Below are 13002 nucleotides of genomic sequence, written 5' to 3' on the forward strand. Positions count from 1 at the left end.
ATGTTGCCAGGCAAAACCGCTTTAGCGCTGTTGTTATCCGGCGCAGCGTTGAGTACCTCGGTGTTCGCCGCACCCAGCGTGTACCCGACCGGCGTCACCCGCTACGACCCGAACAAGGCGTTCAACCAATACGTGATTTTCAGTGGTGCCGACAAGCAGACGCACCTGATCGACATGAACGGCAACGAGGTGAAAACCTGGCCGCAGGCGGGGTTTCCGTCGGCGATCATCGACCCACAACTGGTCGGTGGCGAGCGCGGGCATGTGCTGTTGCAACTGAGCGACAAGGATCCGGGCAAGCTCGGCTCCGCCGGTAACGGCCTGGGCAATCAGAGCGTCGGCGAGCTGGACTGGAACGGCAAAGTGGTCTGGCAGTGGGGCGACAAGGCGCCCGGCGGCGCAGCGCAGCAACACCATGATCAGCGGCGCCTGAGCAACGGCAACACCGTGGTGCTGGCGAACAAGGTGCATAAGGTCAAAGGCTTCAAAGTCCCTGAGGTGATCGACGATGCAATCTATGAAGTCAGCCCCGACGGGCAGGTGAAATGGCAGTGGCTGGCCTCGGAACACCTCAACGAGTTCGGCTTCACCCCGGAGCAACTGAAACTGGTACGCGCCAGCGACAACCCGGATTACCTGCACATCAACAACCTGAGCGTGGTCGGGCCGAACAAGTGGTTCGATGCCGGGGACAAGCGCTTCAATCCAGACAACCTGTTGCTCGATTCACGCAACGCCAACTTCATCGCGATCATCGACAAACACAGCGGCAAAGTGGTCTGGCGCCTCGGCCCGAACCTGCCGCTGATCAACCCGAAAACCGCACAGAAACTGCCGCGTCCGGTGGATCAATTTGTCGGCCAGCACGACGCGCACATCATCCCTGTCGGGCTGCCCGGTGCGGGCAACCTGCTGGTGTTCGACAACCAGGGTTCGGCGGGGTATCCGAACGTCACCCTCGGGCTGATTTCCGGCTCGCGAGTGCTGGAAATCGACCCGCAGAAAAATGAAATCGTCTGGCAGTACAGCGCGGCGAATTCGAAGCAGCCGGGGTGGGCGTTCTATAGCTCGTTCATCAGCAGCGCGCGACGTTTGCCCAACGGCAATACGCTGATCGACGAAGGCATGAACGGGCGCTTTTTCCAGGTCACGGCCGGCGGCGAAAACGTCTGGGAATACGTCAGTCCTTATCTGGGTAAAGCACCGGGCAGCGACGCGATCAGCAACTGGGTCTATCGGGCGTTGCCCGTGAGTTACGACTGGGTGCCGAAGGGTACGCCGCGCTCCGAGACCGCCGTGATTGCCCCGACATCGGCAGTGCAGCAGACCAGTGCCAGTCGTTAGTTGAAAAGGAATTAATGCTCGAATGAATGGCGATAAGTTATGTGCGGTTTGAATACTGCTTATTGCAATTTCGTTGAAAAGTCGCGTGGACAATAAGTGAATGGCCAACCATCCTGAGTGTCGTGAGTTTCCAGGAGGGAACTTGCTCTCATCGGAAGACACTTATCCAACGATAAAGGAAATCACGTTATGTCGAGCATTAATGGAACTTATGTAAACGCTAACGCTGGCGCCAAACTGACGATTACCGATGGCAACGACTCCAACGGCACCTTCAGCGGCAAGTTGAACCAGAACGGCGTGAACTACGACATCACCTACGGGCATTACCATTTCCAGAACAGCACCGGGCAGCCTACGATCATCACCTTCGCGGCTCTGAATGACGGCACAGGTTATCAATCCTGGGCGCTGTTCTCGCCGGATCACAACTATTCGAAAGTTCGTGCTGCGGGTTCGCGCACCAACTTTGATGGTGATGTTGTTGGCTTGGCTGGAGAGTTTGTTAAACAGTAATTTTGTGTCACAAAAAAGCCGTCATGCTATTGAGCCTGGCGGCTTTTTTCTTACATGAAATAAGTCATTTTCATGTTGGTTGTGCTTCCTGTGGATGACAGCGTTTGCTGGCGTCTGATTCTAAGCTCGCGGTGAACTCAATCATTCGAGCAGGACGCTTACATGCAAAACGCGCTTTATTCCAACACCCTCGATGGGCCCTCTCTGACCATTGTCGATTCCGATGACCGCACCGGGGTCTTCGCCGGCACGTTGCATTACCAAGGCATCAACTACGGCATCGTCAATGGCCGTTATGCCAGCCTCAACGGCTACCAGCCGCCAACCGTGGTCACGCTGATTGCCAATAACCAGGATCACGGTTATTTCGCCCTGACCCTGTTCTCGCCAAGTCGCGGCACTCATGAATTGCAGGGGCACTGCGTGCGCGTTACTTATGACGGCGTGGTCAGCAGCCTGCCGGGCGACTTCGTTCGCCACGCATGAGGCGCAGCCAGCGCCAGATTTCTTCTCAAACACAAGCAAGGATGCTGCACATGTCCACGATCAATGGCGTTTATCGTCATGAACCTTCAGATACAACCTTGACCCTGACCGAGGGCGATGACCGCACCGGCAGTTTCACCGGTACATTGTCCGTGTCCGGCACCGATTACCCGATCACATTTGGCAATTTTCATTTCAGGCATGGCTTTTCAACAGGCCCGGTCGCTATCTCTTTCAATACGCTGACGGCCGATGGCACGGCGCAAGCCTGGGTGATGTTCTCGCCCGATCAGGCCTACACACGCTTGCGGGCAATGGGCAGCGCGGCGGACATAATGGGCAACACCGGGTTGAATGGCCTGGAATTCATCCGGCAAAACCGCTGAAGAAGCGCGAAATGAGCGGGTTTCGGATGCCTTCGCCGAATATTTTTCATGCTTGAAAAGCATTGTAAATTCAGCCCTCGGCGCCAGGCCTTGCAGGCCGTGGCTTCGCGACAATCTGCGAAAACTGATATTCGTAAAAAATCTAAACACATCGATAAAAGTTACTTTCGGAGATAAGCGATTGCTCCAATGATTCACCCAACGACCGGTCGCCCGGGGGATGTTTGCGGCGACCGGTCGGGTACTTCGCAAAGAGACCGCAGGGAGTGAATCAATGGGCAATGTCCAGACCGCCGCCAGCGCACAGGAATTGCTGTGGCGTCAGACGCCGAGTGGCGAATTGGTCGATCTCGGCCGGCCGCATCGTGTGCCGCTGGGGCAGTTGCGTTTGCAGCGTGCGCCCAAGGGCATTCTGAGCCGCCGTGAAACCATTCTGCTCGGCGTGCTGGCGCTGCTGGTGCACGGTGCGGTGATCTACTGGATCAACCAGCATCCGACGCCGGCGTTGCCGATCGTGCCGCCGGAAATTCCGCCGATGACCATCGAGTTTTCGCGGCCGGCGCCACCCGCGCCACCAGTGGTCGAACCGCCGCCACCGGCACCGGTCGTTGAGCCACCGCCGCCGGTTGAAGACGAGTTGGCGGTGAAGCCTCCGCCACCCAAACCGATTCCCAAACCCAAGCCGAAACCGGTGGCCAAACCGGTGCCGAAACCGGCGCCCAAAGCTGTTGAACAACCGCCCGCGCCGCCGCAACCGGCCGCTCCGGTTGCCGCCCCGGCACCGCCCGCCCCACCGGCTCCCGCGCCAGTGACACCGGCCTCGGCCAACGCCGCGTATTTGAAGAACCCGGCGCCGGAATATCCGTCGCTGGCCCAGCGTCGCGGCTGGGAAGGCACGGTGTTGTTAAGGGTGCACGTGTTGGCCAATGGCAAGCCGGGTGAAATTCAGATTCAGAAAAGCAGTGGTCGGCAACAGCTCGACGATGCGGCACTCAATGCCGTCAAACAGTGGAGCTTCGTGCCGGCCAAGCAGGGTGATGTCGCCCAGGACGGCTGGGTCAGCGTGCCCATCGATTTCAAGATTCATTAAACCGAAACCTATTCGCGCTAAATGTTTACACGAGGGAATACATCATGACGTTACTGGCCTCTCCACTGGAATCCATCGAAAGCGCGGTGATCTGGCTGCTGGTGGTTTTTTCCGTTGCCACCTGGGGACTGGCGCTGCTCAAGGCTGTGCAGTTCGGTCGTCTGAAGGCGCAGGATCGCAAGTTTCATAAACGTTTCTGGGCGGCGTCGAGTCTGGATTCCGCCGCTGAGTTGAGCGAAACCCAGCCTGGTGCTGCGGCACGAGTCGCTCAGGCCGGTTACGCGGCGATTCAGGTGGGTGAGGCGCCGCAGGCCAATGACCTGAGCCAGGCGATCAACCATCAGGATCGGTTGGAGCGTGCCCTGCGTCAGCAGATCGTCCGTGAACGCCGTTCGCTGGAAACCGGTCTGGCAGTGGTCGCAAGTATTGGCAGCACCTCGCCGTTCATTGGTCTGTTCGGCACGGTGTGGGGAATCATGGAGGCGTTGAAAGGCATCAGCGCGGCAGGCTCGGCGAGCCTGGAAACGGTCGCCGGTCCAATCGGTGCGGCACTGGTTGCCACCGGTGTGGGGATCGCCGTCGCGGTACCGGCGGTGCTGGTTTACAACTACTTTTTGCGGCGTCTGAAACTGACGGCGGCGGATCTGGATGACTTCGCCCACGACTTCTACAGCCTGGCGCAGAAGAGTGCGTTCCGTGTGCTGATCCACCCGACTGCAAACAAGGTAGCGGCACCGGGCAACGCACCAAAAGTGAAGGAGGCGTCCTGACATGGCCTTCTCCACACAAGACAGCGACGAGGTGCTGAGCGAGATCAACGTGACACCGCTGGTGGACGTGATGCTGGTGCTGCTGGTGGTGTTTATCGTCACCGCGCCGCTGCTGACCAACGCGATCCCGATCAACCTGCCAAAGACCGAAGCGGTAGCACCGGTCGAGCAGAAAGATCCGCTGGTGGTGAGCATCGACGGCGCCGGCAAACTGTTTATCAACAAGGATGAAATCCAGCCGGACTTGCTGGAATTCAACCTCAAGTCGGCCAAGGCCAAGGACCCGGAAGTGCGCGTGCAATTGCAGGCCGACGACGGGGTGAACTACGGCGAAGTGGCGCGGGCCATGGCTTCGATCGAGCGGGCAGGGATTACCAAATTGTCGGTGATCACCGCGCGGTAACAGGATTTACGTTTTTCCGGGGCCGTCTCCTTGGCAGGGTGCGGCCCTTTTTTTATTTCTGGCATAGAAAACAAAGCCCTCACCCTAGCCCTCTCCCAGAGGGAGAGGGGACTGATCTAGGTGTTTGGTAGACGTACGCTGACGTGGGATATCTAGTCGAACTCAGGATTTGAAAAGCTCAAAAATTAGCTCCCTCTCCCTCGGGAGAGGGCTGGGGTGAGGGGTAAAGGATTTAAAGTCGTACACAAATCATATATTCAATTTAGGTCTTAATAAATAGCTTCTTATTCCTTAACGAATATAAATCCCGTCCCTATACTCGATCAGGAACAGACACGACGCAGGAGAGCTCCCCATGCGCAACGAATCAATCCGCTACCTGATTGTGCCGGGCTGGCAAGGATCGCCAGAAGATCATTGGCAAACCCACTGGCAGAACAGTCTGCCCAACAGCGCACGCGTGGAGCAGGCCGACTGGCTGACCCCGCGCCGTGAAGACTGGGTTGCGGCGCTGGCCGAAGCGATTGCCGCCGACAGCACACCGGTGATCCTGATTGCTCACAGCCTGGGTTGCATCACCGTTGCGCATTGGGCTGCCACCGCGCCCGTGCAATACCTGCGTCAGGTGCGCGGCGCGTTGCTGGTCGCACCTGCCGATGTCGAGCGTCCGGCCTGCGCGCCTGCGTTGCGCAATTTCGCGCCGATCCCGACCGATCTGTTGCCGTTCCCCAGCCAGGTGGTCAGTTCCGACAACGACGCCGCCGTCAGCGCCCCGCGTGCCCTGGAGCTGGCGCGCAACTGGGGCGCCGAGGCGGGAATTCTTGCCGGGGCCGGGCACATCAACGTCAAGTCCGGGCATCAGCGTTGGGAGCAGGGTTTCGCTTATCTGTATCGCCTGCAGAACCGTATGGAACACCACGCCCGGCGTCGCGCTTGAACCTTTTTCTTTTCTGAACGCCCCCGTCTGCCGGCGGTTCTGGGCGGGAGTCTGCCATGAGTTTCGAAACGTTCGGTCAGCCGTTGCTGACCTTTCCCGATGCGGAAAAAAGTCCCCTGAGCATTCGCGCCAAGGCGCTGGTGTTCGTCGATCCCCGTTCCCGCAAGTTGCGTGAGGAGCTGGAGCACCTGGCGCCGCGTGCCATCTCGGTATTGATCCGTGGCGAGACCGGTACCGGTAAAGAGTTGCTCGCCCGTCACATTCACCGAGCCAGTGATCGCAGCGGTCTGTTCGTCTCGGTCAACTGCGGTGCGATCAGCCCGACCTACGCCGATGCCGAGCTATTCGGCTATGCCGCCGGCAGCTATACAGGTTCGGCGAGCAGTCGGGCCGGCTGGTTCGGTTCGGCCAATGGCGGCACCTTGTATCTGGACGAAATCGGCGATCTGCCGTTGCCGATCCAGATCAAACTGCTCGCCGCCCTGGAAAACCACGAAGTCACCCGCGTCGGCGCGCATCAGCCAAGCCCGGTGGATGTGCGGTTGGTCGCAGCCACCAGCATCGATCTGGCACAAGCGGTGGACGCCGGAAAATTCCACGAACGGCTCTACCACTACCTCAGCGAAGGTCAGCTGGAATTGCCGGCGCTGCGCGAGCGGATTGGCGACATCCTGTCGCTGGCGGAGTATTTCCTCGGCATCTACAGCCAGCGCCTGGATCTGCCGGTGCCATTGATCAGCGAAGCGGCGCAGCACCTGCTGGAGCGACACAGCTGGCCGGGCAATACCCGCGAGCTGGAAAACGTCATTCACTTTGCGCTGCTGGTCAGCACCGGCGATGAAATCCTGCCAGAGCACCTGAACCTGCCCGAAGTGTCTGGGCCGCAGCTTCAGATCGAACGACTGGTAGCTCAAATCAATATCGGTGGTAGCGTCGACGAACGTAAGGCTTTGAAAGATCTGCTGATTGGTTTGAGCCAGCAGTTGTAGCCGTTCGGTTCTGTATGAACGAAATGGAATATCAAAGTGAATAAACGTTATTGTGCGGGAATAAAAAATCCCGGTATTGTCCGCTTCACGCCAGAGATAGCACTTCACTGGCACTCGTATTAATAGCCGTCGCCATTCGCGACCGTGATTCTCGATAAGGACACTGCATGAAAAAGGTTCTGTTGTTTACCGCATTGGCGGCTGCTCTGACTGCTTCCCTGGCCCAGGCTGGCGAGAAACTGGTGGTGGCGGCGACTCCGGTGCCGCACGCGGAAATTCTCGAGCTGATCAAACCGACCCTGGCCAAAGAAGGCGTGGATCTGGAAATCAAAGTCTTCACCGACTACGTGCAGCCGAACGTGCAGGTTGGCGAGAAGCGTCTGGATGCCAACTACTTCCAGACCAAGCCTTACCTGGACAGCTTCAACGCCGGCAAATACAAGGACGACAAGTCCAAGTACCTGGTGACCGTGCAAGGCGTCCACGTTGAACCGTTCGGTGGCTACTCGAGCAAGTACAAGAAACTGGCTGATCTGCCAGACGGCGCGACCATCGCCATCCCCAACGAAGGCAGCAACAGCGGCCGTGCGCTGATCCTGCTGCAGAAGGCGGGTCTGATCGAGCTGAAAGATCCGAAAAACGCTCTGGCGACCCCTAAGGACATCGCCAAGAACCCGCACAACTTCAAGTTCAAGGAACTGGAGTCGGCCCTGCTGCCACGCGTGCTGAAGGAAGTTGATCTGGACATGATCAACACCAACTACGCGCTGGAAGCCAAGCTGAACCCGACCAAGGATGCGCTGGTGATCGAAGGCGCTGACTCGCCTTACGTGAACTTCCTGGTGGCCCGTGAGGACAACAAGAACAGCGACGCCATCAAGAAACTCGCCGCTGCCCTGACCAGCCCGGAAGTCAAAGCGTTCATCGAGAAGAAGTACAACGGCGCGGTATTGCCGGCGTTCTGATCCGACGCGTGAACCACCCCTTCAAGGTATGAAAACGCCGATGGCCAGTGATGGTCATCGGCGTTTTTGTGCGTGCGTTGAAAAGCCCCTCACCCTAGCCCTCTCCCAAAGGGAGAGGGGACTGATTGGGGGATGCTGTAGAAGTACACCGACGTGAAAGTTTTCTGCCGAATCCATAATCGACTCTATCTTTCAGGTCGATGTTAATCGCCAGACACTGCGGTCGGCCCCCTCTCCCTCGGGGAGAGGGCTGGGGTGAGGGTGCTGTTGATCCTGACCTCAGGTTACCTGAGCCTTCAACGCCCGGCGCAACGCCACGAGCAATTTCACGATGTCCTGCGGATCCAGTCGCTGCGGCACTTTTACGTCCATGTTGTCTTCCTTGTAATGGTTTGGCCGGGGAAGTCTGGCCAAAAGCTGTTCGTCCTTGGAGGGCTTTCATGCAAAAAAGATCCTTCCTACAGCGCAAGGGAAAATAGCCTTCTTATTCCTTCCCGGCAAACCCACAGGATAGTTTTTTGCGTGATATCAATATGCTTTAACGGTATTTAAATTCTTGTTTTTATACCTATAAAGTCAGCGCCTGCCGGACAGTTACCCGCTGTCCATGGACTGCATGACCGTCGCTTACCGAGCGACGTCCAGGATGCTTCATGACTTTCGATTACGCCTTTATCCTCAGTACCCTGCCGGCCTTTCTCAAGGCTGTGGGCGTGACGCTGCAAGTCGGGTTCATCGCCATCGGCACGTCGCTGCTGGTGGCGCTGCTCAATGCAACGATCCTGGTGTTCCGCACGCCTTACCTGCAACGCGCCGTCGGCCTGTATGTGGAACTGGCGCGCAACACGCCGCTGCTGATTCAACTGTTCTTCGTCTACTTCGCCCTGCCGGCGCTGGGGATCAAGGTTTCCGGATTCACCGCGGCAATCATCACCATGACTTTCCTTGGCGGTGCCTACCTCACCGAAGTGCTGCGCGCCGGCGTCGATGCGGTACCGCAGGCGCAACTGGAATCGGGGCGTTCCATCGGCCTGTCCCACGGCCAGTTGCTGCGCTACGTGATCCTGCCGCAAGCGGGGATTCTCAGCCTGCCGTCGCTGTTCGCCAATTTCATTTTCCTGCTCAAGGAAACCACCGTGGTCTCGGCGGTGGCCGTGCCGGAAATCCTCTACACCACCAAGAGCTACATCGCGCTCTATTACAAAACCTACGAAATGCTCGCCGTGCTGACGCTGATCTGCGTGCTGTTGTTCTTGCCGCTGTCGCTGTTGCTCAGTCGTTTGGAAAGGAGGCTCCAGCATGGCCAGTTCGGGTCTTGAACTGCTTTGGGTGTCGTTGCCGCAACTGGCAAAAGGCGCCGGGCAAACCTTGTCGATCTCGTTCCTGAGCATTGCGATCAGCACCATTGGCGGCGTGCTCTACGGCGTATTGCGCACGCTCAACGTGAGGTGGCTGAACGCGATCCTGCGGGTCTATCTGGAACTGTTCCGGGCGATCCCGGTGCTGGTCTGGCTGTACCTGCTGTTTTTCGGCCTGCCGATTTTCTTCGGTTTGAGCCTGCCGAGCTTCTGGTGCGCGGTGCTGGTGCTGTCGCTGTGGGGCGCCAGTGAGGTCGGCGAAGTGGCGCGCGGTGCGCTGCATTCATTGCCGCGCGGGCAGCGTGAGGCGGGGCTGTCGATCGGCCTGAACGCGGCGCAACTGTACGGCTACGTGCTGCTGCCGCAGGCGCTGAAACGCATGACGCCGCCGACCATCAACGTCTACACGCGAATCATCAAGACCAGCTCGCTGGCGGTGCTGATTGGCGTGGTCGATGTGATCAAGGTCGGCCAGCAGATCATCGAGCGCACCTACGAATCGGTGCTGATCTACGGCGCGCTGTTTCTGTTTTTCTTTTTCATCTGCTACCCGCTGTCGGCCGCCTCGCGCGTGCTGGAGCGGCGCTGGACGCAAGCATGAGCGCATTGATCGAGTTTCAGGGTTTCAACAAATTCTACGGCGAACAGCAGGTGCTCAAAGGCATCGACCTGCAAGTGCGCAGCGGCGAAGTGATCGTCATCCTCGGCCCCAGCGGTTGCGGCAAAAGCACGTTGCTGCGCTGCCTCAACGGCCTGGAAAGCGCACACAGCGGCAGCCTGAAATTTGCCGGACGCGAGCTGCTGGACAAGGTCACCGACTGGCGCGAAGTGCGTCAGCAGATCGGTATGGTGTTCCAGAGTTATCACCTGTTTCCGCACATGAGCGTGCTCGACAATTTGCTGCTCGGCCCGCTCAAGGTGCAAAAGCGCCAGCGCCGTGAAGCGCAGCAGCAAGCCGAAGCCTTGCTTGAGCGCGTGGGCCTGGCGGACAAGCGCGATGCGTTCCCGCGCCAGCTCTCCGGCGGCCAGCAGCAACGCATCGCCATCGTCCGTTCGTTGTGCATGAACCCGCGGGTCATGCTCTTCGATGAAGTCACCGCCGCCCTCGACCCGGAGATGGTCAAGGAAGTGCTGCAAGTGATTCAGGGCCTGGCCCGCGAGGGCATGACCCTGCTGATCGTCACCCACGAAATGGCCTTCGCCCGCGCGGTGGCCGACCGCATCGTGTTCATGGATGCCGGACGCATCCTTGAACAGAACCCGCCCGAGATTTTCTTTACGAACCCGCAAACCGCACGCGCGCAGCAGTTTCTGGAGAAGTTCTCCTTCGTTGCAACACTGCCTGAAACGAATCCGACAAAGGAACTGGAACCGCTATGAAAACTGCCAAGTCATCCCTGTTTTTACTGCCGCTGCTGGGGCTCGCGCTGCTCGCCGGCTGCAACAAATCCGAAGAACCGGCCAAGCCGAAAGTCGCCAGCGAAAGCACCGCGCCAGCCGGTTACCTGGACAAGATCAAGGCCCGCGACAAACTGATCGTCGGCGTGTTCACCGACAAGCCACCGTTCGGTTTCGTCGATGAGGCCGGGCGCTACGTCGGCTTCGACACCGACATCGGCCGGCGCTTCGCCAAGGATCTGCTGGGTGATGAAAACAAGGTTGAATTCGTCGCCGTGGAGCCGGCGAGCCGCATTCCGTTCCTGCAGAGCGACAAGGTCGACCTGATCCTCGCCAACATGACCGTGACCCCGGAGCGCAAGGAAGCGGTGGAATTCACCAACCCGAACCTCAAGGTCGCGGTGCAGGCGCTGGTGCCGCAAAGCAGCGCGGTAAAAAATCTGGATGACCTGGCAACTCGCACCACCATCGTTACCACCGGCACGACCGCCGACATCTGGCTGACCAAGAATCATCCGGACTGGAAACTGCTGAAGTTCGAGAAAAACTCCGAGTCGCTGCAAGCACTGGCCAACGGTCGTGGTGATGCCTACGCGCAGGACAATCTGGTGCTGTTCAGCTGGGCCAAGCAGAACCCGGGCTACCGCGTGCTGGAGGAAAAACTCGGCGCCGAAGCACCGATTGCCCCGGCGGTGAAGAAGGGCAATGTCGAGCTGCGTGACTGGGTGAATACCGAGCTGGCCAAGTTGGGTGAAGAGAAATACCTGCTCAAGCTGTATGACCAATATGTGCGTAAAGAACTGAGCGATGACACCCAGCCTGAGAGTGTGATTGTCGAGGGTGGCAAGTGGCAGGGGTGATTGGCCGTTAAATCTGCGCTGACCTGAAGGCCCTCTTCGCGAGCAAGCCCGCTCCCACAGTTGGAATGCATGCCCCTGTGGGAGCGGGCTTGCTCGCGAAAGCGGTGGTTCAGGCGCCGCTCAATCCGGCCAGTTCCACGCCGGCTCATCCAGCACCCGTTGGCCGACAATCCCGGTCTGCCCCAGCGTCTTCTCCAGCACGATGCAGTTGCATTCGGGATCTTCCTGCAACGCCGATATCAATCGTCGCGCATGCGACACCACCCACACCTGACACGCCTGCGATGCGCGAATGGTCAAGCGCGCGAGCGCCGGCAACAGATCCGGATGCAGACTGGTTTCCGGTTCGTTGAGCACCATCAATGACGGCGGGCGTGGCGTCAGCAGCGCGGCGATCAGCAACAGATAACGCAGCGTGCCGTCCGACAACTCCGCCGCCGACAATGGCCGCAGCAACCCCTCCTGAAAGAACTCGATGGCAAAGCGTCCGCCGGCCAGCGGTGCGATGTTCAGTCTTGCGCCGGGAAACGCATCGCTGATCGCCGCCTGCAACGCCTCGGGGTCGCCGATTTCATTGATGGTCTGCAGGGCTGCGGCGAGGTCGCGGCCGTCGTGGTGCAGCACCGGCGTGCGCGTACCCAGTTGCGGTTGGCGCACCGGGGCGTCGGCGTCGCTACGAAAGTGATCGTAGAAGCGCCAGCGGCGGATGAACTCGCGCATCTGGAACACTTCCGGCGAACTGCGCAGACTGCCGATCTGATCGAACAGGCTGTCGAAATTCGGGGTGTGCTGCGCCAGCACGTCCCAGCTGCGCCCTTCGCGGGCGCGAATCATCGGGCCGTTGCGATCCACCAGCAGGCTGGCCGGGCGATAGAGCGGCCCGGCCCAGATGCATTCGCGCTTGATCTGCGGATCGAGACTGAAGCGCGAGGGGCTGGGATGAGTGTCCCCCGGCAGCATGAAGTGTCCGTTGGAGTCGGGCAATCCGAGGCTGATCGAATAGCTGAAATCCTCGCCGGCAAACCCCAGGCGCAGACGTTTGACGCCCTGACGCACCGTCGGCTCGACCGCCACTTCGCCGTTGCGCATGCGCCGACTGATGGTTTCTGGCCCGGCCCAGAACGTCGAATCCAGCCCGCCCTCGCGGGCCAGCGCATTGACCACGCCGCCCTGGGCGGTCTCCGCCAGCAGGCGCAGGGCGCGATAGAGATTGGACTTGCCGCTGCCGTTGGGGCCGGTGATCAGGTTCAGCCGGCCCAGCGGAATCACCAGTTTGTTGATCGAGCGGTAATTGGCCACCGCGAGGGTCTTGAGCATGAAAATCCTTCTCTTGAGGCGACCATTGTAGGAGCTGCCGAAGGCTGCGATCTTTTGATCTTGCTTTTTTAAAGTCAAAAGATCGCAGCCTGCGGCAGCTCCTACAGGGGAAATATAGAGATCACGCAGGCGAACGTTGAACCCTGTTCTAAGCTCACAGTCGTATCGTCACTTGCACGTTCG

15 protein-coding genes are annotated in these 13002 nt (G+C 59.2%); 14 read left to right on the forward strand and 1 reads right to left on the reverse strand.

The annotated features are described in order from the left end of the window. The 14 genes from E3Z29_RS03675 to E3Z29_RS03740 all read left to right on the forward strand — a co-directional run bounded on the left by E3Z29_RS03675 (position 1) and on the right by E3Z29_RS03740 (position 11502). On the forward strand, positions 1-1344 hold the full coding sequence (locus E3Z29_RS03675) for an aryl-sulfate sulfotransferase (protein WP_134785169.1): 1344 nt from the start codon (positions 1-3) through the stop codon (positions 1342-1344). A 189-nt stretch (positions 1345-1533) separates the two neighbouring features. Further along, complete coding sequence (locus E3Z29_RS03680) at positions 1534-1860, forward strand: hypothetical protein (protein WP_134785170.1); 327 nt, start codon at positions 1534-1536, stop codon at positions 1858-1860. 162 nt (positions 1861-2022) lie between these two features. After that, positions 2023-2346, forward strand: a complete 324-nt coding sequence (locus tag E3Z29_RS03685; protein WP_098966632.1) for a hypothetical protein — start codon at positions 2023-2025, stop codon at positions 2344-2346. A 50-nt stretch (positions 2347-2396) separates the two neighbouring features. Continuing rightward, positions 2397-2732: a hypothetical protein gene (locus E3Z29_RS03690; RefSeq protein WP_134785171.1), complete on the forward strand. Its 336-nt coding sequence runs from the start codon at positions 2397-2399 to the stop codon at positions 2730-2732. A 274-nt stretch (positions 2733-3006) separates the two neighbouring features. Next, positions 3007-3822: an energy transducer TonB gene (locus E3Z29_RS03695; RefSeq protein WP_097086849.1), complete on the forward strand. Its 816-nt coding sequence runs from the start codon at positions 3007-3009 to the stop codon at positions 3820-3822. A gap of 44 nt (positions 3823-3866) precedes the next feature. Further along, the gene (locus E3Z29_RS03700; RefSeq protein ID WP_098966635.1) at positions 3867-4592 is read left to right on the forward strand and encodes a MotA/TolQ/ExbB proton channel family protein; all 726 of its coding nucleotides are present in this window, start codon (positions 3867-3869) and stop codon (positions 4590-4592) included. Between the two features lies 1 nt (position 4593). Further along, positions 4594-4995 (forward strand): biopolymer transporter ExbD, encoded by a 402-nt coding sequence (locus tag E3Z29_RS03705; RefSeq protein WP_003220570.1) that lies wholly within the window; start codon positions 4594-4596, stop codon positions 4993-4995. Positions 4996-5350: 355 nt separating this feature from the next. Next, the gene (locus E3Z29_RS03710; protein ID WP_003220572.1) at positions 5351-5932 is read left to right on the forward strand and encodes an alpha/beta hydrolase; all 582 of its coding nucleotides are present in this window, start codon (positions 5351-5353) and stop codon (positions 5930-5932) included. A gap of 56 nt (positions 5933-5988) precedes the next feature. After that, on the forward strand, positions 5989-6921 hold the full coding sequence (locus E3Z29_RS03715) for a sigma 54-interacting transcriptional regulator (protein ID WP_096797445.1): 933 nt from the start codon (positions 5989-5991) through the stop codon (positions 6919-6921). Between the two features lie 167 nt (positions 6922-7088). Next, positions 7089-7886, forward strand: coding sequence for a MetQ/NlpA family ABC transporter substrate-binding protein (locus E3Z29_RS03720; RefSeq protein WP_027611172.1), 798 nt, complete (start codon positions 7089-7091; stop codon positions 7884-7886). 653 nt (positions 7887-8539) lie between these two features. Continuing rightward, complete coding sequence (locus E3Z29_RS03725; RefSeq protein WP_003220579.1) at positions 8540-9205, forward strand: amino acid ABC transporter permease; 666 nt, start codon at positions 8540-8542, stop codon at positions 9203-9205. Further along, positions 9186-9845, forward strand: coding sequence for an amino acid ABC transporter permease (locus tag E3Z29_RS03730; protein WP_134785172.1), 660 nt, complete (start codon positions 9186-9188; stop codon positions 9843-9845). The genes E3Z29_RS03725 and E3Z29_RS03730 overlap by 20 nt, the downstream gene beginning before the upstream one ends. After that, complete coding sequence (locus E3Z29_RS03735; protein ID WP_098966639.1) at positions 9842-10624, forward strand: amino acid ABC transporter ATP-binding protein; 783 nt, start codon at positions 9842-9844, stop codon at positions 10622-10624. Before E3Z29_RS03730 ends, E3Z29_RS03735 begins: the two co-directional genes overlap by 4 nt. Continuing rightward, a complete protein-coding gene (locus E3Z29_RS03740; RefSeq protein ID WP_134785173.1) occupies positions 10621-11502 on the forward strand; it encodes a transporter substrate-binding domain-containing protein in 882 nt (293 codons plus the stop codon). The genes E3Z29_RS03735 and E3Z29_RS03740 overlap by 4 nt, the downstream gene beginning before the upstream one ends. Before the next feature lie 120 nt (positions 11503-11622). Here the strand turns inward: E3Z29_RS03740 and E3Z29_RS03745 are convergent, their stop codons facing one another. Continuing rightward, on the reverse strand, positions 11623-12819 hold the full coding sequence (locus tag E3Z29_RS03745) for an AAA family ATPase (protein WP_134785174.1): 1197 nt from the start codon (positions 12817-12819) through the stop codon (positions 11623-11625). Positions 12820-13002: the final 183 nt, after the last annotated feature.

Origin of the sequence: Pseudomonas sp. S150 (assembly GCF_004526365.1) — a bacterium.
GTDB lineage: Bacteria > Pseudomonadota > Gammaproteobacteria > Pseudomonadales > Pseudomonadaceae > Aquipseudomonas > Aquipseudomonas putida_A.

Coding starts and splice junctions, on each gene's coding strand:
- E3Z29_RS03695 (WP_097086849.1), top strand. CDS start 3,007: ATGGGCAATGTCCAGACCGCCGCCAGCGCACAGGAATTGCTGTGGCGT.
- E3Z29_RS03700 (WP_098966635.1), top strand. CDS start 3,867: ATGACGTTACTGGCCTCTCCACTGGAATCCATCGAAAGCGCGGTGATC.
- E3Z29_RS03715 (WP_096797445.1), top strand. CDS start 5,989: ATGAGTTTCGAAACGTTCGGTCAGCCGTTGCTGACCTTTCCCGATGCG.
- E3Z29_RS03685 (WP_098966632.1), top strand. CDS start 2,023: ATGCAAAACGCGCTTTATTCCAACACCCTCGATGGGCCCTCTCTGACC.
- E3Z29_RS03675 (WP_134785169.1), top strand. CDS start 1: ATGTTGCCAGGCAAAACCGCTTTAGCGCTGTTGTTATCCGGCGCAGCG.
- E3Z29_RS03735 (WP_098966639.1), top strand. CDS start 9,842: ATGAGCGCATTGATCGAGTTTCAGGGTTTCAACAAATTCTACGGCGAA.
- E3Z29_RS03745 (WP_134785174.1), bottom strand. CDS start 12,819: ATGCTCAAGACCCTCGCGGTGGCCAATTACCGCTCGATCAACAAACTG.
- E3Z29_RS03680 (WP_134785170.1), top strand. CDS start 1,534: ATGTCGAGCATTAATGGAACTTATGTAAACGCTAACGCTGGCGCCAAA.
- E3Z29_RS03740 (WP_134785173.1), top strand. CDS start 10,621: ATGAAAACTGCCAAGTCATCCCTGTTTTTACTGCCGCTGCTGGGGCTC.
- E3Z29_RS03730 (WP_134785172.1), top strand. CDS start 9,186: ATGGCCAGTTCGGGTCTTGAACTGCTTTGGGTGTCGTTGCCGCAACTG.
- E3Z29_RS03720 (WP_027611172.1), top strand. CDS start 7,089: ATGAAAAAGGTTCTGTTGTTTACCGCATTGGCGGCTGCTCTGACTGCT.
- E3Z29_RS03705 (WP_003220570.1), top strand. CDS start 4,594: ATGGCCTTCTCCACACAAGACAGCGACGAGGTGCTGAGCGAGATCAAC.
- E3Z29_RS03725 (WP_003220579.1), top strand. CDS start 8,540: ATGACTTTCGATTACGCCTTTATCCTCAGTACCCTGCCGGCCTTTCTC.
- E3Z29_RS03710 (WP_003220572.1), top strand. CDS start 5,351: ATGCGCAACGAATCAATCCGCTACCTGATTGTGCCGGGCTGGCAAGGA.
- E3Z29_RS03690 (WP_134785171.1), top strand. CDS start 2,397: ATGTCCACGATCAATGGCGTTTATCGTCATGAACCTTCAGATACAACC.